General features: G+C 68.3%; 21 protein-coding genes. 15 read left to right on the top strand and 6 right to left on the bottom strand.

All coding sequences use genetic code 11. The annotated features are described in order from the left end of the window. Positions 1 to 50: 50 nt before the first annotated feature. A complete protein-coding gene (locus tag PIQ37_RS15645; protein ID WP_342074151.1) occupies positions 51 to 1,076 on the bottom strand; it encodes an N-acetylornithine carbamoyltransferase in 1,026 nt (341 codons plus the stop codon). A gap of 299 nt (positions 1,077 to 1,375) precedes the next feature. Further along, on the bottom strand, positions 1,376 to 1,906 hold the full coding sequence (locus PIQ37_RS15650) for a hypothetical protein (protein ID WP_342074152.1): 531 nt from the start codon (positions 1,904 to 1,906) through the stop codon (positions 1,376 to 1,378). A gap of 142 nt (positions 1,907 to 2,048) precedes the next feature. Here PIQ37_RS15650 and cysS point away from each other — a divergent pair, with 142 nt between their 5' ends. From cysS to PIQ37_RS15665, 3 genes are all read left to right on the top strand, one after another. Beyond that, a complete protein-coding gene (gene cysS / locus PIQ37_RS15655) occupies positions 2,049 to 3,464 on the top strand; it encodes a cysteine--tRNA ligase (protein ID WP_342074153.1) in 1,416 nt (471 codons plus the stop codon). Positions 3,465 to 3,651: 187 nt separating this feature from the next. Continuing rightward, on the top strand, positions 3,652 to 4,092 hold the full coding sequence (locus tag PIQ37_RS15660) for a SufE family protein (protein WP_342074154.1): 441 nt from the start codon (positions 3,652 to 3,654) through the stop codon (positions 4,090 to 4,092). After that, positions 4,089 to 5,339: an MFS transporter gene (locus PIQ37_RS15665; RefSeq protein ID WP_342074155.1), complete on the top strand. Its 1,251-nt coding sequence runs from the start codon at positions 4,089 to 4,091 to the stop codon at positions 5,337 to 5,339. Before PIQ37_RS15660 ends, PIQ37_RS15665 begins: the two co-directional genes overlap by 4 nt. A gap of 134 nt (positions 5,340 to 5,473) precedes the next feature. On the opposite strand, the gene PIQ37_RS15670 is transcribed toward PIQ37_RS15665, so the two are convergent. Further along, positions 5,474 to 6,586: an alpha/beta hydrolase gene (locus PIQ37_RS15670; protein ID WP_342074156.1), complete on the bottom strand. Its 1,113-nt coding sequence runs from the start codon at positions 6,584 to 6,586 to the stop codon at positions 5,474 to 5,476. A gap of 523 nt (positions 6,587 to 7,109) precedes the next feature. Between PIQ37_RS15670 and PIQ37_RS15675 the strand changes: the two genes are divergently transcribed. The 9 genes from PIQ37_RS15675 to PIQ37_RS15715 all read left to right on the top strand — a co-directional run bounded on the left by PIQ37_RS15675 (position 7,110) and on the right by PIQ37_RS15715 (position 17,051). Beyond that, positions 7,110 to 8,249, top strand: coding sequence for an HlyD family secretion protein (locus PIQ37_RS15675; RefSeq protein ID WP_342074157.1), 1,140 nt, complete (start codon positions 7,110 to 7,112; stop codon positions 8,247 to 8,249). Further along, positions 8,246 to 10,438, top strand: coding sequence for a peptidase domain-containing ABC transporter (locus tag PIQ37_RS15680; RefSeq protein ID WP_342074158.1), 2,193 nt, complete (start codon positions 8,246 to 8,248; stop codon positions 10,436 to 10,438). Before PIQ37_RS15675 ends, PIQ37_RS15680 begins: the two co-directional genes overlap by 4 nt. A gap of 29 nt (positions 10,439 to 10,467) precedes the next feature. Then, on the top strand, positions 10,468 to 11,088 hold the full coding sequence (locus PIQ37_RS15685) for a 2OG-Fe(II) oxygenase family protein (RefSeq protein ID WP_226977843.1): 621 nt from the start codon (positions 10,468 to 10,470) through the stop codon (positions 11,086 to 11,088). Between the two features lie 25 nt (positions 11,089 to 11,113). Then, positions 11,114 to 12,016 carry a dienelactone hydrolase family protein gene (locus PIQ37_RS15690; RefSeq protein WP_342074159.1) on the top strand — a complete coding sequence of 301 codons (903 nt, stop codon included), beginning with the start codon at positions 11,114 to 11,116 and terminating at the stop codon, positions 12,014 to 12,016. A gap of 48 nt (positions 12,017 to 12,064) precedes the next feature. After that, positions 12,065 to 13,723 (top strand): outer membrane protein assembly factor BamB family protein, encoded by a 1,659-nt coding sequence (locus PIQ37_RS15695; protein WP_342074160.1) that lies wholly within the window; start codon positions 12,065 to 12,067, stop codon positions 13,721 to 13,723. 111 nt (positions 13,724 to 13,834) lie between these two features. Next, complete coding sequence (locus PIQ37_RS15700; RefSeq protein ID WP_342074161.1) at positions 13,835 to 14,683, top strand: hypothetical protein; 849 nt, start codon at positions 13,835 to 13,837, stop codon at positions 14,681 to 14,683. 99 nt (positions 14,684 to 14,782) lie between these two features. Then, a complete protein-coding gene (locus PIQ37_RS15705) occupies positions 14,783 to 15,139 on the top strand; it encodes a hypothetical protein (RefSeq protein ID WP_342074162.1) in 357 nt (118 codons plus the stop codon). 328 nt (positions 15,140 to 15,467) lie between these two features. Beyond that, positions 15,468 to 16,310: a hypothetical protein gene (locus tag PIQ37_RS15710; RefSeq protein WP_342074163.1), complete on the top strand. Its 843-nt coding sequence runs from the start codon at positions 15,468 to 15,470 to the stop codon at positions 16,308 to 16,310. Between the two features lie 66 nt (positions 16,311 to 16,376). Then, on the top strand, positions 16,377 to 17,051 hold the full coding sequence (locus PIQ37_RS15715) for a secreted signal peptide protein (RefSeq protein ID WP_153752628.1): 675 nt from the start codon (positions 16,377 to 16,379) through the stop codon (positions 17,049 to 17,051). 251 nt (positions 17,052 to 17,302) lie between these two features. Here PIQ37_RS15715 and dksA read toward each other — a convergent pair whose 3' ends face one another. Then, complete coding sequence (gene dksA, locus PIQ37_RS15720) at positions 17,303 to 18,424, bottom strand: RNA polymerase-binding protein DksA (protein ID WP_342074164.1); 1,122 nt, start codon at positions 18,422 to 18,424, stop codon at positions 17,303 to 17,305. A 114-nt stretch (positions 18,425 to 18,538) separates the two neighbouring features. On the opposite strand from dksA, the gene yidD reads away from it, so the two are divergent. The 3 genes from yidD to PIQ37_RS15735 are packed head-to-tail and all read left to right on the top strand — an operon-like array spanning position 18,539 to position 21,008. Continuing rightward, a complete protein-coding gene (gene yidD, locus PIQ37_RS15725; RefSeq protein WP_106407029.1) occupies positions 18,539 to 18,811 on the top strand; it encodes a membrane protein insertion efficiency factor YidD in 273 nt (90 codons plus the stop codon). Continuing rightward, positions 18,811 to 20,145 (top strand): dihydroorotase, encoded by a 1,335-nt coding sequence (locus PIQ37_RS15730; RefSeq protein WP_342074165.1) that lies wholly within the window; start codon positions 18,811 to 18,813, stop codon positions 20,143 to 20,145. The genes yidD and PIQ37_RS15730 overlap by 1 nt, the downstream gene beginning before the upstream one ends. Further along, a complete protein-coding gene (locus tag PIQ37_RS15735; RefSeq protein ID WP_342074166.1) occupies positions 20,145 to 21,008 on the top strand; it encodes a M23 family metallopeptidase in 864 nt (287 codons plus the stop codon). The genes PIQ37_RS15730 and PIQ37_RS15735 overlap by 1 nt, the downstream gene beginning before the upstream one ends. 365 nt (positions 21,009 to 21,373) lie before the next feature. Here PIQ37_RS15735 and PIQ37_RS15740 read toward each other — a convergent pair whose 3' ends face one another. Both PIQ37_RS15740 and PIQ37_RS15745 read right to left on the bottom strand, forming a co-directional pair. Next, positions 21,374 to 22,330: a hypothetical protein gene (locus PIQ37_RS15740; protein WP_342074167.1), complete on the bottom strand. Its 957-nt coding sequence runs from the start codon at positions 22,328 to 22,330 to the stop codon at positions 21,374 to 21,376. Further along, on the bottom strand, positions 22,327 to 24,012 hold the full coding sequence (locus tag PIQ37_RS15745) for a sensor domain-containing diguanylate cyclase (RefSeq protein WP_342074168.1): 1,686 nt from the start codon (positions 24,010 to 24,012) through the stop codon (positions 22,327 to 22,329). The genes PIQ37_RS15740 and PIQ37_RS15745 overlap by 4 nt, the downstream gene beginning before the upstream one ends. Between the last annotated feature and the right edge of the window lie 58 nt (positions 24,013 to 24,070).

Raw genomic sequence — 24,070 nt, forward strand, 5'->3', positions numbered from 1 at the left:
ACTAAGTTAGGAACGGAAAGGGGGCGCTGCTGCGACTCCCCAATCCCGAATCACGAATCCCGACGGCCCTGGCCGGCAAGCGCCGCCATGATCGCCTTCTGCACATGCAGGCGGTTCTCGGCTTCGTCGATGGCGATGCAGTTGGGCGAATCCATCACCGCGTCGGTGGCCTTGACGTTGCGGCGCAGTGGCAGGCAGTGCGAGAACACGCCGTTGTTGGTCAGCGCCATCTTGCGTTCGTCGACGATGAAGTGCTGGTACTGGTCGCGGATCGGCTTCTCCGGGCCCCAGTTGCCGAAGAACGGCAGCGCGCCCCAGCTCTTGGCGTAGACCACGTCGGCCCCGGCGTAGGCGCTGTCGATGTCGTGGCTGACGCTCAGCGAGCCGCCGCTCTCGGCCACGTTCTGCGCGGCCCAGCCCATGTAGCGCTCGTCGAGCACGTAGTCCGGGGTCGGGCATAGCAGGGTCACGTCCATGCCCAGGCGGGTGGCGATGGTCAGTGCGGAATTGGCCACCGCGGTGTTCAGCGGCTTGGGATGGTAGGTCCAGGTCAGCACGTACTTCTTGCCGCGCAGGTCGCGGGTGCCGAAGTGCTCCTGCAGCGCCAGCGCATGCGCCAGCTCCTGGCAGGGATGGGTGATGGTCTCCATGTTGATCACCGGCACCGGCGAGTACTTGGCGAAGCTCTTCAGCACCAGGTCCTCGCGGTCCTTGGCCCAGTCGACGAACTTCGGGAACGCGCGCACGCCGATCATGTCCACGTAGCGGCCCAGCACCCGCGCCACCTCGGCGATGTGCTCCTCGGTGTCGCCGTCCATCACCGTGCCCAGGTCGAACTCGATCGGCCACGCGTCCTTGCCCGGCTGCAGCACCACCGCGTGGCCGCCCAACTGGAACGCGCCCAGCTCGAAGCTGGTGCGGGTGCGCATGGACGGGTTGAAGAACACCAGCGCGATCGACTTGCCCTTCAGCTCGCTGCCGAGGCGGTTGCGCTTGAACAGCGCCGCCTGGGTCAGCACCGCGTCCAGTTCGGCGCGGCTCCAGTCCTGGGTGTTCAAGAAATGCTTCAGAGACATCGATCGATCCTTTGCAGCGGTGGGGACGCGGGGACGCGCGGGAGGTGCTATGGCGTTGTTCTTTACGGGTGAAACTTTTCCGGCCGATGAAAACGAAAAAACCCAGCCTCGGGCTGGGTTTTCAGAACGAACGGCACGACGCTCCGGTTACCCAGCGAGAATGTGGGATTCCGGTCGACGCGCGCGCGACGTCATGCCCGAGGCCATGCGTGCGGCGCTGAGATCGTGCTGGGGCAGGTTCGCTTTCATCGGCGCGCATCCTCGCACGCGCACGCCACAGGCGCAAGCGCGCGCGGCGCTCAGCGCGGCGGCACCACCACCGCGTCGGGCACGTAGGGCGCCACCGAGACGCGGATACGCAGGCGGTTGCCCGGATCCTCGGGCAGCCGCGAGCGGTACTTGGTGCCCTTGTAGACATAGTCCACGTCGAAGGCGATGGGCCGGCGGAACTCGCGGCCGACCTCGACCATCCGGCAGTTGCGTCCGCCCTGCGGCGCCGCGGCCGGCGCAGCCGCCGGGGCTGGCTCCTCGTGGCGGCGGCTGAAGATGTCCTTCACCGAATCCATCAGCCGGTTCAAACGGCTGTCGTCCTCGGCTGGCTTGGGCGCCGGCGCCGCCGGGGCCGGCGCGGGGGCCGGATCGCATTGCTGCTCGGTGCGGGTGGCGCGCAGGGTCTGGTAGACCGGCTCCACGTTCAGGACCTGGGCGTAGTCCAGCTTGACGTTCTCGATCACCACCACCCGGTTGCGCGCCTCGGAGTCCTGCGCCCAGGCCGGCGCGGCGGCGCAGGCAAGGATGCCGACCAGCGGCAACAACGGGTTCGGGCGCATCGGCAGCAGCTTCGCAAGGGCAGACCAATGAGTGTAGGCATGGCGGCTTGCGTCGGGCTGAACGCGAGCCGACAGGCGCGCGGCGCGCCCGCCTGGCGACGGCTGCCGGTAGAATCGGACGGTTTCCCCACCGCCGATGCCGATGAGCCTGCGCCTGCACAACAACCTGACCCGCCGGGTCGACGCCTTCGAACCGCTCGATCCGGTGGCCGGCCCGACGCTCTACGTCTGCGGCCCCACCGTCTACAACTACGCGCACATCGGCAACGCCCGCGGACCGGTGGTGTTCGACGTGCTGGCGGCACTGCTGCGACGCCGCTACGGCAAGCTGCGCTACGCCCGCAACATCACCGACGTGGACGACAAGATCAACGCCGCCGCGCAGGCGCAGGGCGTGCCGATCTCGGCCATCACCGACCGCTTCGCGGCCATCTACCGCCAGGACATGGCCGCGCTGGGCGTGACCCCGCCGGACATCGAGCCGGCGGCCACCGCGCACATCCCGCACATCGTGGCGATGATCGAGCGGCTGATCGCCGGCGGCCATGCCTACGCCGCCGAAGGCCACGTGCTGTTCGCGGTGGCCAGCTTCGCCGATTACGGCAAGCTGTCGCGGCGCGACCCGGAAGAGATGCTGGCCGGCGCCCGCGTCGAGGTCGCCCCGTACAAGCGCGACCCGGGCGACTTCGTGCTGTGGAAGCCCTCCAGCGACGACCTGCCGGGCTGGGACTCGCCGTGGGGCCGCGGCCGGCCCGGTTGGCACATCGAGTGCTCGGCGATGGCCGCCGCGCACCTGGGCGAGACCATCGACATCCATGCCGGCGGCGTCGACCTGCAGTTCCCGCACCACGAGAACGAGATCGCGCAGAGCGAATGCGCCCACGGCGGCGCCACCTTCGCCCGCGTCTGGCTGCACAACGGCATGCTGACCTTCAGCGGCGCCAAGATGAGCAAGTCGCTGGGCAACATCGAGACCGTGCACGACCTGATCGAGCGCCACCCGCCCGAGGCGCTGCGCTGCGCACTGCTCAGCGCCCACTATCGGCAACCGCTGGACTGGTCCGACGCCCTGATCCAGGCCCAGGTGGCCCGGCTCGACGGCCTGTACGGCACGCTGCGCGATCTGCAGGCCATCGACGCCGAGGCCGTCATTCCGGCCGAGATCGAAGAAGCACTGGACGACGACCTCAACACGCCACTGGCGCTGTCGGTGCTGTCGAGCCTGGCGACCCAGGCGCGACAGGCGCTGCGCGAGGCGGCGCCGGCCGGCGGCCCCGACCCCGCCGATGCCATGCAACGTGCGGACACGCTGCGCCAGGCCAAGGGCCGCCTGCTCGGCGCCGGCCTGGCCCTGGGCCTGCTGCAGCAGGATCCCCAGGTCTGGTTCCAGGGTGCCGGCAGCGACGACGACGCCCGCATCCAGGCACTGATCGACGCCCGCAGCGATGCCAAGAAGGCCCGCGACTTCGCCCGCGCCGACGCCATCCGCCAGGAACTGGCCGACGCCGGCATTGTCCTGGAGGACACGCCGCAGGGCGTACGCTGGAAGCGTGGGTGACCGGTCCCTCGTAGAAAGAAGGCGCACGGCTGTTCCCTTCTCCCACCAGGAGAAGGTGCCCCGAAGGGGCGGATGAGGGTACGGGCGAAGCGACTCGCATCGACAGTTCGCGAGGCTGCGCTCGGACCCTCACCCCAACCCCTCTCCCGGGGGGCGAGGGGCTTACATCGCTTGATCTTGGATTGCTATGACCGACACCGACTTTCCGCTCGAACCCACGTCCACCGACGCCCAGGCCGCCATCGCCGAGGAATTCGGCTTCTTCGGCGACTGGTCCGAGCGCTACCAGTACCTGATCGACCTGGGCCGCAAGCTGCCCGCCTTTCCCGAGCACTGGAAGACCGAGGAGCACCGCCTGCACGGCTGCCAGTCGATGGTGTGGATCGTGCCCGAGGGCAATGCCGAGCGCCTGGTGTTCCATGCGATCAGCGACTCGGCGATCGTCTCCGGCCTGATCTACCTGGCGCTGCGGGTCTATTCCGGGCGCAGCGCCGCGGACATTCTCGCCACCGCGCCGGACTTCGTCGCCGCCATCGGCCTGGGCAAGCACCTGTCGCCGACCCGCAGCAACGGCCTGGCCGCGCTGCTGGCCTTCATCCAGGACACCGCGCGCGCCCAGCAGGCATGAGCGTGCCGCTGCCCACCCCACCGCAGACCTTGCGCACGCTGCTGGCGCACCCCGGCTTCGCCCTGGTGCTGGCCTACCGCATCCTGGCGATGCTGTCCTACCAGATCGTCGCGGTCACGGTCGGCTGGCACATCTACGAGATCACCCGCGATCCGTTCTCGCTGGGCCTGATCGGGCTGGCCGAGATCCTGCCGTTCTTCTGCATCGCCCCGTTCGCCGGCTACCTGGTCGACCACCTGCCGCGGCGCTACCTGGGCATGCTCGCCAGCGTCGGCCTGGTCGCCACCGCGGCGGTACTGCTGGCGGTGAGCCGCGGCTGGCTGTCGGCGCAGGGCGTGTGGCCGATCTACGCGGCGATCGCGCTGACCGGCGCCGCGCGCGCCTTCCTGTCGCCGGTGTACAACGCGCTGTTCGCCCGCGTCCTGCCCCGCGAGGCCTATGCGCGCGGCGCCAGCGTCGGCAGCGTCGCGTTCCAGGCCGGCATGGTGATCGGCCCGGCGCTGGGCGGCCTGCTGGTCGGCTGGGGCGGCAAGAGCCTGGCCTACGGCACCGCCATCGGCGCCTCGAGCGCGGCGCTGCTGGCGCTGTGGCTGCTGCGCGTGTCCGAGCCGGTGCACGAAGGCCCGCGCGCACCGATCTTCCGCAGCATCGCCGAAGGTGCGCAGTTCGTGTTCTCCAACCAGATCATGCTCGGCGCGATGGCCCTGGACATGTTCTCGGTGCTGCTGGGCGGCGCGGTGTCCATGCTGCCGGCCTTCATCCACGACATCCTGCATTACGGCCCCGAGGGCCTGGGCATCCTGCGCGGCGCGCCTGCACTGGGTTCGATCCTGGTCGGCGTGTGGCTCGCGCGGCACCCGCTGCAGCGCAATGCCGGGCGCGTACTGTTGCTGGCGGTGGCCGGTTTCGGCCTGTGCACCATCGCCTTCGGCCTGTCGCGGCACTTCTGGCTGTCGGCGGCGATCCTGCTGGCCTACGGCATGTGCGACGGCGTCTCGGTGATCGTGCGCCAGACCATCCTGCAGTTGGCCACGCCCGACGCCATGCGCGGCCGCGTGTCCTCGATCAACGGCATCTTCATCGGCTCGTCGAACGAACTGGGCGCGTTCTACGACGGCGTGATGGCGCGATTGATCGGCCTGGTACCGGCGGTGGTGCTGGGCGGCTGCGTCACGCTTGGCGTGGTCGGCGTCACCAGTTGGAAGGCACCCAAACTGCGCAATCTGGATCTGCGCGACCTGCAGTAGAAGTGACTGACGGCGCGCCTGCGCGTCGTCGCTTCTCGGGCGCGAAACGACTCGACCCTTCATGCATCACGCGCCCTGGCGCCGATGCATGATCCGCACCGCGCTGCTCCCTCGATTCGCCACAACGACCACGCTCAGCGCGCGGCCGCCACCGCGCGCGCCTGCGCCTCGTCATCGGCCCAGGCATGCGCGCAATCCGGCACGCCGGCCGGCTGCACCAGGCCGCCCTGCCCCTCCAGAAACCGGCAGGTGGCGGCGAACACCGCCGGCACGGCATGCGAGCGGATCGGCGAGGCCAGCACGTGATTGTCCGCCCCAGGAAAGTCCACTGCCTGGCGCAAGGCCGGTGGCGTTCCCAGCTGCTTGAACATCGCCTGCAGCGCCGCCACCGACACCGTGCGGTCCTGGTGCTGCGGGTCGCGATAGTAGTAGCCCAGGAACACCGGCACATGGATGCGCGCATAGGTCGCCGACTGCATGCCGCCGCGGGTCAGCGCTGCCAGCGCGCGGTAGCCGTCCAGGTGCGTGGCGTCCGCCCAGTAGGCACTGTCGACCGGATAGCGCAGGATCGGATCGCCGCCGTTGTGCGTCCACGCCAACAGTTGCGCGCCCCACGGCCACAACATCGGCTGCAGTTGATCGCCGTATTCGCGCACCAGCGGCGACCACAGCACCAGCGCCTGCACCTGGCGCGGATTCGCCGCCACCGCCTGCGTCGCCAGCGCACCGCCCATCGAATTGCCGATCACCACCACCCGGTCGCCCAGCACCCGGGTCACCGCCAGCGCCTCGGCCGCACCCGCGAGCAGGCGCCCGGCATCGACGCCGCGCAGCGCATCGGCCGCGACCAGGCCGTGCCCGGGCAGGCGCGGCAGATACAGATTGCAGCCGAAGCTGCGCGCCAGCCGCACGTGGGTGGGCGCGCCCTCGCCCTGGCTGGCGGTGAAGCCATGCAGATAGACCATGGCGCACGCGCGTCGCCCGGGATGCGCCGGATCGGCCCAGACGATCCGCGCCTGGTTGTCCGGGCGCAGCCCCGGCGTGGCGCGCTCGCGCGCATCGATCCAGGCCTGCAGCGCCAGCGGATCCTGCGGCACCGCCGGCGCCGCCACCTGCGGCAAGGCCACGCTGACCCGCGGCCCCAGCGCAACGACCGCCAGCAATGACAGGGCGATCAGGATCGGCCAGCGCCAACGACGGCGGCGTTTGCGCCCCCCTGTTCCGGCCACGTCGGCATGACCGTTCAAGCGCGACGCTCCGTTATCGAACCGAGCGAGGATACATAATGGAAATAGTTTTCAAGCAGTGACATTGATTGTCGGCGGCGACATGGCGATATACCACAGTCGCCATTATGCGACACCGTCATGACAGGCTCATTTAAAGCCTTTCCAAAGCCACGCACGGCACTGAAATTCCGATGACAAGCGACTGAATTTCATGGCGTATTTTTCCACCACCCGGCACCGGTAAAACGCATTTTGTAGACAAGATGGAAAGCCCGCAAACACAGAAAGGAAGACGAAAGAAGGCCCCGAAATTATCTCCTCCGAATTAAGTTTCAACCCGCTTCTGGAAAATGGACGCGCCTCGAAACGCGCGGCTCCCATATGAAACACGGATGGAATCAGCCGAATGGAACATTCGCTTTTCCGTGACGAGGCAGTGGACGCCCGGAGCCAGGCATGGCTGGGGACGGTGCGACTGGCGACGCCACTTTCGAGTCGGGCCTGGACCGTCGTCGCGCTCGGCATCGCTGCCGCCATTGTGATGTGGCTGTTCTTTGGCCATTACACCCAGCGCGTTCATGTCACCGGGCTTCTGGTCCCGCGCGCCGGCCTGATCAGCCTGACCGCCAATACGCTCGGCGTGATCGACCACGTCGGCGTCGCCGAAGGCGACCGGGTCGCGAGTGGGCAGGTGCTGGTCTCGCTGTCCGGCGAGCACACCAGCAAGGCGCTCGGCAACACGGCGGCCAGCGTCAGCGCGCAGTTGCAACGCCAGGCCGGCAGCCTGCGCCAGGACATCGGCGACACCCAGCGGCTCGAGGACAAGCAGGCAGAGGACAACCGCACGCAGCAATCCGCACTGAAGGAGCAACTGACTCAGATCGATGCGCAGATCGCGATCGAGAAGAAGCAGATGCAGCTGGTGCAGGAGTTGGTGAACAAATGGTCGGGCCTGGTCGCCGGCGGCTACATCCCGGCGTTGCAGGTCGAGCAGGAGCAATCGGCGCTGCTCGCCGACGAGTCGCAGTTGCGTTCGCTGCAGCAGCAGCGCGCCAGTACGCAGCAGCAACTGAGCGTGCTCAACGACCAACTCAATCAACTGCCGCTGGCGGTGTCTGCCAAGCTCAACGACTTGCGCCGGCAGCTGGCCCAAGTCGAGCAGACGCTGGCGCAGAACGAAGCGGCGCGCGCCAGCGAGCTGCGCGCACCGGCCAGCGGCACGGTCTCCACCCTGCTGGTCAAACCCGGCGCCTCGGTCGCGCTGGGCCAACCGCTGCTGGCCATCGTCCCGGACGGCTCGGCCCTGCAGGCGCAGATCCTGGTTCCCAGCCAGGCCGTCGGCTTCGTCCATCCGGGCATCCAGGTCACCCTGCACTACCAGGCGTTCCCTTACCAGAAGTTCGGCCTGCACCACGGCGTGGTGAGCAGCGTTTCGCGCAGCGCACTGACGCCTGGCGAAGTCACGTTGCTGCTCGGCGGCGGCAATCCGCCCTCCTCCGATCCGCTGTACCTGGCCCGCGTGGACCTGGCGGACCAGAACGTCGAGGCGTACGGACGCAAGGAACCGCTGCGCCCGGGCATGGCGCTGGATGCGGACATGTTGCTGGACCGGCGCCGGATCGTCGAATGGATCTTCGAGCCGCTGTACGGCATGGGCCATCGCTGGAGCAGTGGCGCATGAACGCAGCCCCCACGCATCACGGCACGACAGCACAGACCGCGAGCGCGCAGGACGCGCGCGCCGCGAAACTGCGCTTCTGGCGTACGCGCGCCCTGCCGAACGTGCTGCAGGCCGAAGCCGCAGAGTGCGGCCTGGCCTGCATCGCGATGATCGCCGGGTATCACGGACACCATACCGATCTGCCCGCGCTGCGGCGCCGCTTCAGTCTGTCGCTGAAGGGCATGACCGCGCGACGCCTGATCGAGATCGCGCATGCGCTTGGGCTGCAATGCCGGCCACTTCGGCTGGACCTGGAAGAGCTCGGTCAGTTACAGACGCCCTGCGTGCTGCACTGGGACATGGATCACTTCGTGGTGCTGCGCAGCGTCGGCAAGCACGGGATCGTCGTGCACGACCCCGCGGTGGGCGTGCGCACCTTGAGCATGAGCGACGTCGGCAGGCACTTCACCGGCGTGGCGATCGAGTTTTCCAGAGGGCCGACCTTCCAGCGCCAGCGCGAGACGCCGCCGGTGTCGCTGCGCGCGCTCGCCGGCTCGGTGCAGGGGCTGGGCCGCGGACTGGCGCAGATCTTCGGGCTGGCCCTGGTCCTGGAAGTCTTCGCGCTCCTGGTGCCCTTGTTCATGCAACTTGTCGTGGATCAGGTGATCGCCGACGGCGACCACGACCTGCTCACGTTCCTCGGTCTGAGCTTCGCCTTGCTGATCGTGCTCGAAACCCTGGTATCGGCATTACGCAGCTGGACCGTGATGTGGCTCAGCACGCACTTCAACCTCGGCTGGACCGGTAACGTGTTCCAGCATCTGATGCGCCTGCCGCAGTCCTACTTCGGCACGCGCCATCTCGGCGACATCGTGTCCCGCTTCGGTGCGATCGATACGATCCAGCAGACGCTCACCACCCGCTTCGTCGAGATCCTGCTCGACGGACTGCTCGCCAGCGTCACCCTGGTCGTGCTGTTCGTCTACAGCCCCTTGCTGTCGGCCATCGTCCTCGGCGCGGTCGCCGTGTATGCGGCACTTCGGCTGCTGTACTTCCGCGTCTACCGCGAGGCCAACCTCAGCCAGATCACCGTCACCGCCAAGCAGCACAGCCGATTCCTGGAGGCGGTCCGCGGCGTGCAGACGATCCGCCTGAACAACCAGGAAGCCGAGCAGACCGCGCGCTACCTCAACGCCGCGACCGACACGCTGAACACCTCCATCGCCGTGCAGCGCCTGGACATGCTGTTCACCGCATTGCAGAACCTGGCGGCAGGCGCGCAGCGCCTGGGCGTTCTCTGGCTGGGTGCGTGGCTGGGACTGAAAGGCCAGTTCACCGTGGGCATGTTGACCGCCTTCGTGGCCTACGGAGACCAGTTCAGCAGCCGCGTCGCCAGCCTGGTCGACTATGCGATCGAACTGCGCATGCTGCGTCTGCAGGCCGAGAGACTGGCCGACATAGTACTGACGCCGCCCGAGGCGCATGCCACCAGCGAGCATTCGGGTCCGCTGCCGCAGCCCAGCATCGCCTTCAACAAGGTCAGCTTCCGCTATGCCGAAGGCGAGCCCTGGATCCTGCGCGAGTGCAGTTTTGCGGTGCAGGCAGGCGAATCGGTCGCCATCGTCGGCCCATCCGGGTGCGGCAAGAGCACCCTGGTGAGAGTGCTGCTCGGCCTGCTCGATCCGCAACAGGGCGCGATCGAGATCGGCGGCCTCGATCTGCGCCGGCTCGGCAAGTCCCGCTACCGCGCGATCACCGGCAGCGTGATGCAGGACGACCATCTGTTCACCGGTTCGATCGCCGAGAACATCAGCATGTTCGACGTACTCGCCACGCCGCAGGACATCGAGGAGGCCGCCTGCCTGGCCGGCATACACGAGGACATCATGGCCATGCCGATGGGCTACCACAGCCTGGTCGGCGACATGGGATCCTCGCTCTCCGGCGGCCAGCAACAACGCCTGTTCCTGGCGCGCGCGCTGTACCGGCGCCCGCACATCCTGGTGCTGGACGAGGCGACCAGCCATCTGGATCTGGCGCTGGAACGCCAGCTCAACCAGGCGATCAAGGCCCTGAACATCACCCGCATCGTCATCGCGCACCGCCCCGAAACGATCGCGCACGCCGATCGCGTCATCGAATTGCACGAAGGAGCAGTCCGCACGCGTCAGCCTGCTGCGCATGCGCCACGCGCGCCCGTCACCTCCTAGCTTGCCGCCGGCACGACGGCCAGTTCGCCGTGCCACATCGTCCCATCCCGTATCGCCAACGTGAGGTCGCCATCGTGTCAGCGCCGGAAGCGTCGTCCCTGCAAGTCGTCAACAACTTCGTCGAAGTCCAGCATCTGCCGGAACTGCTGCGCGGTCGCGGCGGCTGGTCCTACGGCATCTATCCAGGATTGCTCGGCGACGCCGCGCCGTCCTGGCATATCCATCTGTGCGGCAGCCGCAAAGCGCACGAGCGCGCCATCCACGACGACGTCCTCGCGGCGACCCCGGGCATGGAAGCGCTCCACGAGGTCTGGACGCAGATCAAGGACAACCTCGCGCAGGACTACGGCCTGGTCCGCGCCTACGTGACCGGCCACACGCATGGACAGGACGGCGTGGCGCACCACTACGCCAAGCCGTCGGATCAGGAGCGTGTCGCCTTGCTCTACGCCAGCGCCGAATGGAAAGACGACTGGGCGGGTGAAACCGTGTTCTACGACACTGCGCGCGAGTGCATCTCGATCCGCCCGCGTCCTGGTCGGCTGGTGTTGTTCGATGGCGCCGTCACCCGTGCCTCGCGTGCCCCGGCACGGGAGTGCCCGACGCTGTGCTCGACCATTACCTTCCATATGCGGCGCGTCCGGCGCTGATACCGACCCACCGGGAACATCCACCATGTCGTCTGCCTGCCTGCGCTGCATGTTGACCACGACCGCACTGCTGTCATGCGCCATGGCGCCCTGCATCGCCTCGGCGAGCGGTTTCGGCGGCACGCGTGCCGATCTTGGCGAACCGTTGCAGATCCCCATCGCCGATCCGGACGGACATCCCTGGACCTTGCAGGGACGGCTGTGCCGCCCTGCCGGTGTCCGCCGCCCGCGCGTCGTGGTCATCGCACACGGCTCACCGGCCAAGGCATCCGATCGACCCGGCATGACCCTGGAAACCTGCGATGGCGAATCGGCACGCTGGTTCCTGCGACGCCACTACGCCGTGGCATTGGTCCTGCGCCTCGGCTACGGCGCCACCGGCGGTCCCTGGAGCGAGGGCTATGACGGCTGCGACCGCGCCGACTACGTCAAGGCCGGATTGGAAACCGCACGCCAGCTCAAACGCATCGTGGACGTCCTGACCGCGCTACCCGACTACAGCCCGACCGGCGCCGTCGTGGTCGGACAGTCGGCGGGCGGCTGGGGCACGTTGGCGTACGAGACCCTGCCGCATCCCAACGTCGGCGCATTCGTCAACATGGCCGGCGGTCGCGGCGGCCACTTCCACGACCGGCCCAACAGCAACTGCCACCCTGACAGGCTGATCGCGGCAGCCACCACGTTCGGCCAACAGGCCACCACGCCGATGCTGTGGATCTATACGGCCAACGACAGCTTCTTCGGGCCTGAACTCGCCGCGTCGCTGCATCGCGCCTTCACCGAGGCAGGCGGCCATGCCGTCCTGGTGACGCCGGCCGCCTTCGGCGATGACGGTCACCATCTGTTCTTCGGCCACGGAGGTTCCGCGATCTGGGGACCGGCCGTGGACCGCTATCTCGGCTCGGTCGACGCTCCGGCGTCTCCCTGATCCGCCATCACCCACATCCTCCCATCCCAGCAGGGCTGAACGATGACCATGCAATCGCTTCGGGACCTGATCCAGACCGTCGGCCTGCACACCAGCGCCGAGAACATCCCCCTCATCACCAAGAAGGGTGGCTCCTACCTCTGGCTGTTCGATCTGCGCCGGGTGTTCATGCGACGCGCTGCGCTCGAGCAGATCGCCGAAGCGTTCTGGGAGCGCAACGCCGCGCGCCCACCCTTCCAGCTCGGCGGCTTGGAAACCGCGGCAATCCCGCTGCTCACCGCGCTGCTGTTGACCGCCCCGAAAGAACGCGGCCCGGTCAACGGCTTCATCATTCGCAAGGACCGCAAGACCACCGGCATGGGCAACGCCATCGAAGGCGACGTGCTCGATCTGCCCATCGTGCTGGTCGACGACTCGCTCAATTCCGGCAACAGCGCCGAGAAGGCGCGCGCGGTGATTGCGGCGGCCGGACACGCGCTCCACGAGGTGTTCGTGGTGGTCGATTTCCTGTCCAACGCCGGCATGCAGTGGCGCAAGACGCATGCGATCTCGGTGCAAACGCTGTTCACCCTCAAGGACTTCGACCTGCCGCCGGAACAAAGCGCGCCGCATCCCACCCAGGCGTACCGCGAGCTCTGGCGGACGGCGACGCCGGGGGGCTTCGCCTTCCACGTGGTCCCCAAGTCCGCGCCGCTGCTGGTCGGCGACATGATCTACCGCGGCTGCGACGCCGCCAAGATGCAGGCATTCTCCGCCGAGACCGGCGGACTGGTCTGGGAATACCCGGTGACCGGCGCGGCGTACACCAAGAAGGGCATCTGGTCTTGCCCGGCCTACCATGACGGGCGCCTGTACTTTGGCGCCTACAACGGCACCGTCTATTGCCTGGATGCGGCCAGCGGCGAGGAAATCTGGACGCATCCGGACGGCGACTGGGTCGGCGCTTCGCCGCTGCTGGTGCCACGCCACAAGCTGATGTACGTCGGCATCGAATACGTCCGCCCATGGGCGCAGGGCAGTCTCGCCGCCTATGCGATGGACACCGGCGAAAAGATCTGGGAGCACCAGGTGCAGAAGCTGCAGCATGGATCGCCCGGCTACTGGGAAGGCGGCGATCTGGTCATCTGGGGCAGCGCGGACCATGAGACGCTTGCGCTCGACGCCAGGACAGGACGCATCGCCTGGCGCTTCAAGACGCGGCGCTCGGTGAAGTACGCGCCCGCGGTAGACGAACGTCGTGGGCTGACCGCGTTTGCCTCGTTCGACAAGTCCATCTATGTCCTGGACGTGGCCACGGGCGAGAAGCGCGGCGAATGGCAGACAGACGAAATCTGCTACACCACGCCACTGTTCGCCGGCAACAAGCTGTTCTGCGGATCGGGCGATCGCCATCTGTACGTGATCGACATCGACACGATGCAGTTGATCAAGAAGATCAACCTGCGCTCGCGGGTGTACGCCTCGCCCAAGCGGATCGGCAACCGGGTGATCGTCGGCAGCAACGGCGGCCGCGTCGTCGAGATCGACATCGACACGCTCGAAACCGTCGGCGTACTGCAATTGCCGGACGCCGTGACCAACGGCGTCGCGGTTTCGCCGGACGAACGGCGCATCTACGTGTCGACCTACATGAACCATCTCTATGCGTTCGAGCGCCTGGGCGATGCGCACGCGCAACCCGCGCGCCCCGCCCTCGTCGCATACTGACGTGCGGCACGCATGACCGGGATCGGTCCACGCATGCGGCGCCTTCGTCGCATGCGCGGATCAGCCGAAGCGAGGACGGCACCTTCCCCGCACACCTGTTCGAGGATCACCATGAGAACGCTCGATATCATCGAAATCGATCTGGTCGCAGGCGGGACGCGCACATCGATCGGCGCACACCCGCTGTCCAGTTCGATCCACCATGCCAAGGCGCACAACAAGACCCACCACGCCAAGGCCAGGATCCATCACCACCACGCCGCGATGCACAAGTCCGCGACCATGCAGATGGCACGGATGGAAGAGGTCGAACCGATCGGTGAAGGCGGCGAAGGTGGGGAGGGCGGCGAAGGCGGAGAGGGAGGGGAAGGCGGTGAAGGTGGCGAGGGAGGTGAAGGCGGTGAAGGCGGTGAAGGTGGTGAAGGTGGTGAAGGTGGTGAGGGAGGCGAAGGCGGCGAAGGCGATGGCAGCGGCGGTTACGACGACGGCGACGATGCCGACGGCAACGGCCCGGCCGATACCAGCATAGGCAGCAGCCATACGACGTCCGATGGCAGGACGGTCTCGATCACTTACCAGAACACCCAGGACGGCTCGAGCAGCAACAACCCGGTCACCTCCAAAATGGCCTCGACCCTGGGCTCGGTGCTCGACGGCGACCAGAGCGTCAACAGCATCGATATCTCGGCTACGACCAACGGCAGCCACAACCCCAATTCCGCCCACTACACGGGCAACGCCGTCGACATCAACATCATCAACGACGTCCATGTCGGGACGAGCGGCGAAGGTCTCCAGAACGCCCAGGCGCTGGAGAATGCGGCAATGGCCAATCCCAACGTGAGCTACGTGGAAGGCCCTGCGGGCAATTTCATCCGCTCCAGTCCCACCGCGGACTGGACCGCCGCGAGCCGCGAGACCGGCGACACCACCCACGTCCACATCAGCGTCTTCAAGTAACACGCCCCCACCCTCTCCCGGGCCGGCGCACGCCAGCCCGGGAGACAATCGCCCATCGGAGCTCTGCGTATGACGTCTTTCTGGTTACCGCGCATCTGCATGACCCTGGCGCTCGTCGTCGCCGTGCAAGGATCGTCGCAGGCGAAACAAGCCTCCTCTCACGCAGGCGGAGAACAGGCGATCGCCTATGTGCTGAAGAACGACATCGTCCTGTCGAGGCTGTTCGCGGACTGTCCTGCGCTGAAATTTGCTCGCACCGGCGCCGAAGGGAGCAACGCCTTCCTGATCGAAGGCAACTGCGATATCAAGAACAACCCGGAGGAGGATGCCGACTGCCCGTCCTATCACCTCCATGCGACCGGAACGATGGACACGCCGTCGCATTGGACGGTCCGCCGCCTGGACCTGGCCTTGGTGTGCTCCAGCGAGGGGGCGACGACCACCCAGCGGATGTAGCCGCCGGATAGGCGCTGACGCCATTGCTGCAGGACGCAGTGCGGGGAACCGCACGGTGCCCGCTCCCGCGGTTCGCCCTGGTGTTCGCAGCCCACGCGCGGCGCAGCGTGCGACATGGCGGCGCCGTCCTTGTCGCCTGGCGCAGCCGCATGCCCCACGTTTCTTGCGTTCGAACGCGTCGCCAAGCGCAGGACCGGGCCTACGCCCTGCCCGCGCCTGGGACGTGCCGCACGCAGCATGAACCGATCCGATCGTCGGCCACGCCGCGCGCAACGGATCAGCCGAAGCGGGAACGGCGCTTTTCCTGCACCTCTGTTCAAGGATCAACATGAGAACGCTCGATATCATCGAAATCGATATGGTTGCAGGCGGCACGCGCACATCCATCGGCGCGCATCCGTTGTCCAGTTCGATTCACCACGCCAAGGCGCACAAGAAAACCCACCACGCCAAAGCCAAGACCCATCACCATCACCACATGGCGATGCACAAGACCGCGGCCGCACAGATGGCCACCAGCGACGAAATCGCACCGGTGGAGTCGGAGGGCGGTGGCGAGGGCGGTGAAGGAGGCGAAGGCGGTGAGGGAGGAGAAGGTGGCGAGGGAGGCGAAGGCGGTGAAGGCGGTGAAGGCGACGGTGGCGACGGTGATGGTGGCGACGGAGACGGAGACGGAGACGGCGACGGTGGCGACGGTGATGGCAGCGACGGCGACGGTGCCGGCAGCAACGACAAGCCCGCGACGTCCGCGTCGGCCAGCGGCACCACGGTGACCTATACCGCGGCCGATGGCACCACGCAGGAAATCACCGGCACCCACCCCAATCGCGACAACAACCCGCTGGACATCCGGTCCGGCACGTTCGCGGACAATCACGGCACGCTCGGCGACGACCGTGGCTTTGCGATCTTCTCCAGCCCGCAAGCCGGATTGGACGCCGCGGCAGCCAATATGGACCGCCTCAACAACAACGCCGGCGGCACCGCCACGCTGAGTGACCTCATCACCAGTTGGTCGCCGCCGAGCGAGAATCCGACCTCGGAGATGATCACCACCATCACCACCAACTCGGGCCTGAATCCGTCCGATCAGTGGTCATCGTTGAGCAGCGACCAGCGCAACGCGTTCATCACCGCCTACGGGCACCGCGAAGGCTGGCACGGCAACTAACTCCCCCGTGGCGAGGACGGGAGCGCTCCCGTCCTCGCCACGCACCATCCGTCACGGAGATTTCTCATGGCATCCCGGTTCTTCCCGCTGTTCGGCCTGCTCGCTCTCTGCATGGCCTACTCGCAGGCCCATGCCGCCGGCAGCGATGCGGCTGCCTGCACGCACGCGCTGCATCAGGCCTTTGCAGGCTCCAGCAGCGCGGCCACCCTGCCCACGCCGTGCGCGCGTCTCGGACCAGTCGCGCTCGGCATGCGCAAACAACAGGTGCTGGCCGCACTGGGCCAGCCGGACATCACCCGCAGCGATGCGGCACATCCGGACACGCTCAGTGTGGTGTATCTGTACCCGCGCGGGCTCAATGTGCTGCTGGCGCAGCAACCGCGGCCGGCGACCGCTCTCCGCTACAGCCAGTTGGCAGTGCGCTTTCGCAACGACCGGGTCACCAACCTGATCGCCTTCGCCACTCCAGATGCGCCGTTGCCGTTCGAGTTGCTCGGCCAGCCGGCCGGTACGCACGTCGATCGGGTATTGCAGGCCATCGGCGGGCAGCCGCAATGGAACGCCAGCCGCGACTACGTGCAGTTCGCCGCGATGCCACTGGGCCTGGAGGTCGATCCGGATACGTCGGCGATCGTCGGGCTGGACCTCGCAGCCACCAAGCAGGACCTGGACAGCTTCGCCCTGCCCGGCGTGCAACTGCGCAAGGACGCGCAAAGCGGCCTGATCAACGGCGTGCGCTGAAGGGCGCCGTCGTCCATGCCGGGATAGGCCGCGCCTGCCAACGGAAGCCTGCCCACGCGGCCGCGAACGGCTGCGGCGGCAGGACGGGCGCACGGCTGCGCATCGCGCATCGATGGGCGGTCGTGCAGGAGGAGTGGCACTACCGCTACACGCGGCAGCAAACAGCAGACGCTCCGCCCTGACGGGGGGGTTGAAAACGCAAAGCCCCGCGCGAGCGGGGCCTTGCCTTGACACGTCGGAGCGGCGCGGACTCAGTCGCCCTGCTGCTTCTGCAGATGTTCCCAACGCTCCTGCGCGTCGATGGTGCGCTCGGCGGTCAGACGCGCTTCCAGGCGCTCCAGGCCGATTTCTTCGCCCGTGTCCACGCAGTAGCCGTAGTCGCCGGCGTCCAGACGCTTGAGGGTGCTGTCGATCTTGCCGATCAGCTTGCGGTAGCGGTCGCGGGTACGCAGTTCCAGCGAGTTCTCGGTTTCGCGGGTGGCGCGCTCGGCTTCGTCGCCGATGTCGCGGACCTCGTCACGCAGGTTCTCGATGGTCTGCTTGGATTCCTCGACCAGGTCGGCGCGCCAGGTGAGCAGGCGCTGGCGGAAGTACTCCTGCTGCAGCGCGCTCATGTACTCCTCGTCCGCCGCCGGCTTGTAGCCCTTGGGCAGGATCGGGCGGCCGGTGGCCTCGTCGGTCTTGTACTCGACCACCTTGTACTTGGCCGGCTTGGCCGGGGTGTTGGACTTGGCGGTCACGGCGACGGCAACCTTGCCGGTGGGCTTGGCGACCGGCGCCTTCGGGGTGGATTCGGACTTGGTGGGGGTTTTCGCGGAGGATTTCGAAACGGACACGGGATTCTTTTGTGGCGGGGTCGACGGCGCGGCGGACTTGGCGGCAACGGGCTTGGAGGCCGGTGCTGCGGCAGGCGCGGCGGGCTTGACCGGGACAGGCTTGGCCGCAGCCGGCTTGGGCGCCGACTTCGGTACGGAGGTGGTCACCGCAGGTGCGGCAGAGGCGGTGGCCGGTTTGGATTTGGCGGGAGCGGCCGCGGGCTTGGCGACCTTGGCGCCAGGCTTGGCCGCCGGCGCCTTCGCTGCCGGCTTGGCGGCGGCCTTGGCCGGTGCGACCGGCTTGGCAGGCGCCTTTTTGGCCGGAGCCTTCTTGGCAGGAGCGGACTTGGCCGGCGACGCAGCGACCGGCTTGGCCACCGGCTTCTTGGCCACGGCCTTGCTGGCCGGCTTGGCCGGCGCAGCCTTGGCCGCCGACTTAGCGGGCGCGGCTTTCTTCAGCGGTTTGCTGGCGGCGGACACCGGCGCTTTCTTGGCGACGGGCTTGGCGGGCTTCTTGGCGGCCTGGACGGCCTTCTTTGCAGGTTTTTTAGCAGCCACGAACGCTCTTCCTTGGTCTTCCCGGGGCCCGGGAAAGCGGGCCTTTATAGCCTACCCTACCCCCCGCGGCAACAACGCGGCGTATACGCCGAGCGACCCGCCTAGTCGAGCACAGTGGCATATCATGGTGGCGTGATCGCCCGCGCTCTTATCGCCTTGCTGCGCCTGTACCAGCGCTTCATCAGCCCGCTGCTGGGGCCGCGCTGCCGTTTCGTGCCCAGTTGCTCGGCGTACGCGGTGACCGCCATCGCCCGTTTCGGCGCATTGCGCGGTGGCTGGATGGCCGCCCGTCGCGTCGGCCGCTGCCATCCCTTCCATCCTGGCGGGTTCGACCCGGTGCCCGACCCCACGGCGCCGCCACCCTGCCGCTGCCAAGGAAAACACTGATGTCCGCTTCCACACTGATCGTCAACGCGCGCCTAGTCAACGAAGGCCGCGAAACCCAGGGCGACCTGCGCATCGCCGACGGCCGCATCGCCGCGATCGCCCCGCAGCTGGCCGCGCGCGAGGGCGAGACCGTAATCGACGCCGCCGGGCGCTGGCTGCTGCCCGGCATGATCGACGACCAGGTGCACTTCCGCGAACCCGGCCTGACCCACAAGGGCGACATCGCCACCGAATCGGCGGCGGCGGTGGCCGGTGGCCTGACCAGCTTCATGGACATGCCCAACACCAACCCACCCACGCTCGACGCCGCCGCGCTGCAGGCCAAGTACGACGCCGCGCACGGCCGCGCCTGGGGCAACTACGGCTTCTATCTGGGCGCCAGCAACGACAACCTGGCCGCGATCCAGACCCTGGACCCGAAGACCGCGCCCGGCATCAAGGTGTTCATGGGCGCCTCCACCGGCAACATGCTGGTCGACAATCCGCAGACCTTGGACGCGATCTTCCGCGACGCGCCAACGCCGATCATCACCCACTGCGAAGACACCCCGACCATCGACGCGACCCTGGCCGCGTTCAAGGAAAAGTATGGCGAGGCGCTGACCCCGGACATGCACCCGGACATCCGCTCGCGCGAGGCCTGCCTGAAGTCCTCGCAGCTGGCGGTGTCGCTGGCGAAGAAGCACGGCACCCGCCTGCACGTGCTGCACATCTCCACCGCCGACGAGCTGGCGCTGTTCACGCCTGGCCCGATCCAGGGCAAGCGCATCACCGCCGAGACCTGCATCCATTTCCTGCGCTTCGACCGCGCCGACTACGCCACGCTCGGCAACCTGATCAAGTGCAACCCGGCGATCAAGGACGCCAGCGACCGCGAGGCGCTGATCCGCGCGATCGCCGAGGACGTGATCGACGTGCTCGCCACCGACCACGCCCCGCACACCTGGGAAGAGAAGAGCAAGCCGTATGCGCAGGCGCCGTCGGGCCTGCCGCTGGTGCAGTACGCGCTGGTCGCGGCGCTGGAGCTGGTCCACGAGGGCCGGCTCAGCGTGGCCCAGGTGGTGCACAAGTTCGCGCACGCGCCGGCGCTGCTGTTCGACGTGCGCGAACGCGGCTTCCTACGCGAGGGCTACCACGCCGACCTGGTGCTGATCGACGACACCGCGTTCACCGTGCGCCGCGAGGACGTGCTGTCCAAGTGCGGCTGGTCGCCGTTCGAAGGCCGCAGCTTCCGCTCCAAGATCGCCGCGACCTGGGTCAACGGCGTGCTGGCCTGGGACGGGACCCGCCTGGTCGGCAGCCCCAACGGGCAGCGCCTGGCGTTCGACCGCTGATGCGCGGCGCCCTGGTGGCCGGCGCCGCACTGGCGCTGGTCCTGCTGACCGCACCGCTCGCCCCGGCGCTGCACGCGCAGACGCCGGCCGCGGCCGGTGCCGAAGCGCGCAGCGTGTTCCCGCGCAGCGCCTCGCAGGGCGCGCTGGTGATCGGCAAGGTCGCGCCGGGCAGCCGCGTGCAATACGCCGGACGCACCCTGCGGGTCAGCGATTACGGCAGCGTGGTGTTCGGCATCGGCCGCGACGAGCGCGGTCCGCTGCGCATCGCCGTGCAGCGCCCGGACGGCGGGACCGAGACGGTCGAGATCGCGGTGACGCCGCGCGACTGGCCACTGGAGCAGGTCAACGGCGTGCCGCCGAAGACGGTGAACCCGCCGCCGGCGATCGCCGAGCGGATCAAGCGCGAACAGGCGCAGGTCACCGCCGCGCGCGACCGCGACGACCCGCGCACAGATTTCGCCGCACCCTTCATCTGGCCGGTGCAGGGCCGCATCAGCGGCCGCTTCGGCAATGCCCGGGTCTACAACGGCCAGCCCGGCGCCGGGCATTCGGGCATGGACATCGCCGTGCCCACCGGCACCCCGGTCAAGGCCCCGGCCGCCGGCGTGATCACCTTCGCCGCCCCCGACCTGTACCTGACCGGCGGCACCGTGCTGCTGGATCATGGCTATGGCGTGAGTTCCAACTTCCTGCACCTGTCGCGGATCGACGTCAAAGTCGGCGACCGCATCGCCCAGGGCCAGGTGATCGGCGCGGTGGGTGCCACGGGTCGTGCGACCGGGCCGCATCTGCATTGGGGGATGAATTGGTTCGATGTGCGCATCGACCCGTTATTGGTGCTGGAGCGCACGAAGCAGCCGTAGAGCGTTGGTGCGTCAGGTGCGCTGGCGCGCGGCGGCGCGTTCATCAGGGGCAGTGACGTACAGCAGCGCATGCATTTTGTAGGAGCGGCTTCAGCCGCGACGGGCATTCCCGGTAACGCCTGTCGCGGCTGAAGCCGCTCCTACAGATGTCCTGAAGTCGCTTCGACATTGCAACGCTGAGCGGCATCCACGTCGCGCAGCGGCTGGGGCGTCGGATCTCGGCGCAGGAACGCAAGCGGCGGAGGCCAGGCTCGCCGGCGCTTGCTCGAATGGCTGCGCGCGGCACGGGCGGTGTGGCGCGAGGCCGTACCCTCACCCCAACCCCTCTCCCGAGGGGAGAGGGGCTTGCTGCCCGCAGCCTTCCGCTAGGCCGGTGTGACCACCTCCAGCAGTCGCCCCAGCACCACATGCGACGGGCTGTTGGCCAAGTCCAGCGGCATCACCAGCTTGGGATTGGGATGCGGCAAGGGCGTTCCCGGCGCTTCTTCGCCGGCTTCCCGCAGCAGACTGCCGTTGTCGTCCACCTGGTCGGTGACCGGCGGCAATGGCGGCAGGCCCAGCCCCGTGCGGACCGCGTTGGCGCGGCTCAGCAGGTCGTCGTCGGCGACCGTGGTCAGTGCCGAGGCGGCCAGGCTGGCCGGTGCGCCCTCCACCGCCGCCAGGCGCTGCGCGATGTCGCCCAGCGCCTGCTGCCGGTGCGGATGCAGCAGTTGCCAGACTTCTTCCCACAGCGCCTTCCAGTCCAGATCCGGGAACGGCATGTGGGTCGGCCCGCTGAGCACGATCTGCGGCGCCAGCCGGCCCGGCGGCGTCGCGTCGCATTCGGCCAGCGCGCGGTACACCACCTCGCTGCACACCATGTGCGAGGGGTTGTCGCGGACCAGATGGTCCAGCGCCTCGCGCACCACGACCCGCGCCAGCCAGTGCTGCGGCCACTTGCCGCGGATGGCGACCAGCAGGCCGAGCGTGGCCAGGCTGTCCAGCGGGTACGGGACGCCCAGCAGCGACTGCGCCTTGGCCAGCACGCTGGCGCGGTCGGCATCGTCCAGCGCCACGCAGGCGTAGCTGAGCGGCCGGTAGGCGTCGATGATGAGGTAGTTGGTGGTGTCGGTGAGCCGCTGCGACAGCGGATAGCGGCGCACGCCGCTGGCCGCCGCCTCGATCAGATCGCCCTGATCGGCGACGATGGCGGCATGGCTGTAGATGCTGTCGCCGCACCAGGCGATCAGTTCGGATACCGGGCCGCAGCCCAGTTGCAACAGGATGTCGCCGACCTGCAACTGATCGGGAGCGAACGCGGGCAAATCGGTCTGCGCAGTCATGGTTGAGGCTCCTGGTGGGTGACGTGGTGGCTGGGGGTGGACACGCTGACGCGGTTGCGGCCGGCGGCCTTGCTGGCGTAGAGCGCGGCATCGGCCCGCTGCAACAGCGCCGCCACGCTCTCGCCGCGCTGCCATTGCGCCACGCCGACGCTCAGCGTGCATGACAGCGCCTGGCCTTCGCGCGGCAGCGGCTGCGCGGCGACGTGCTGGCGGATGTCCTCGGCCACGCGCCGCGCGGCCTCCAGGGTGGCGCCGGGCATCAGCAGCAGCATCTCGTCGCCACCCTGGCGGCCGAGCGTGTCGGTGCTGCGCAGGCGTGCCCGCGCGCAGGCGGCGACCCAGCGCAGGCAGGCGTCGCCGCCGGCGTGGCCGTGGATGTCGTTGATGCGCTTGAAATGGTCGATATCGATATAGGCCAATGCCAGCGGCCGGTCGCCGCGCGCGGCGTCCTGCAGCGCCTCGGCCAGACGCTGCTGCAGGGCGGCGCGGGTGAGGATGCCGGTGAGTTCGTCCACGGTCGCCATGCGGCTGGCGCGGTCGCGGTCGCGACGCAGCTCCAGGATCTGCTCGGCCAGACCGAAGGTCACCAGCAGGCAGGAGATCGCCAACGCCAGGCTGATGCCATGCGCCAGCACCGGCGCGGCCACGTCCAGGCGCAACCACCCCGTCAGTTCCAGGCAGCGCAGCACGCACAGCATCCACAGCGGCGTCCACGAAGCCAGCAGCGGCCAGGCGTAGCGCTGCCCGCGCAAGGCCAGCAGCAGGCAACACGGCAGCAGCAGCGCCGCACCGACGATCAGCCCGAGATTGCCGAGCAGGCTCAGCATCCCCGAGTCCGAGAACAGGCAGGCCACGGCGATGCCGAGCAGGAACAGCGCGCACAGCCGCAGCACCCGGTCCAGTCGCGGCAGTTGCCGGCGCATCTCCAGTTGCCGGCGCTGGAAGGTGATGATGAAGAAGCCGCCGAGCGCGGCGACGATGCGCATCGGCGTCGGCGAGGACGCGAACACGCTGGCCAGGCCGGGCACCGCGCGCGCCTCGCCACCAAGGCCGAGCAGGTACAGCAGCACGCACATCACGTTGGCAGTGAAGTAGCCGTAGATCGACTCGCGCAGACGCGCCCACAACGCGATCGCCAGGATCGCCAGCACCGCGGTCGAGCCGAGGATGAAGGCGCGCCAGCCGACGTAGTGCAGATCCTCACGCTGCACCTGGGCCAGCGGCGCGATGCCCACCGGCATCGGCATCGCCGCCGGCGCATGCACCCGCAGCCAGATCGAGGCGCCGGCCGGCAGCCCCTGCGGCAAGGCGATCACCAGGGCCCGGGTGGAGTAGCGCAGGTCGGCGTCGGCGCCGTAGATCGCGTGACGGGTCGGCGCGCTGCGCCCCGGCACCCAGGCCTCGACCCGGGTCAGGTAGGGCGACTGCAGCACCAACTGCGGCTGGCCGTCGCGGCCGATCGCATGGTCGGCGCGGATCCGCCACCAAGTGGGCTGCTTGCTGCGCTCGTACAGGGTCGCGCCATGGCCGGCGTCGACGAACGCGGCATCGTGGCGCCCCGCCACCACCTCCGGCGGCGGAGGGTCGGCGGCCAGCCGTTGCAACAACAGTTCCTGCCCCAGCGCCGACCCGACCAGCCCCAGGCACAGCAACAGGCAGCACCAACGGCACAGGCGCTTCAATCGACGACTTCCAAGTGGGATCGGCGTCGAGGGTAGCGCAAGCCGCGACGGCGCTCGT

Source organism: Xanthomonas protegens, assembly GCF_038442435.1.
Taxonomy (GTDB): Bacteria; Pseudomonadota; Gammaproteobacteria; order Xanthomonadales; family Xanthomonadaceae; genus Xanthomonas_A; species Xanthomonas_A sontii.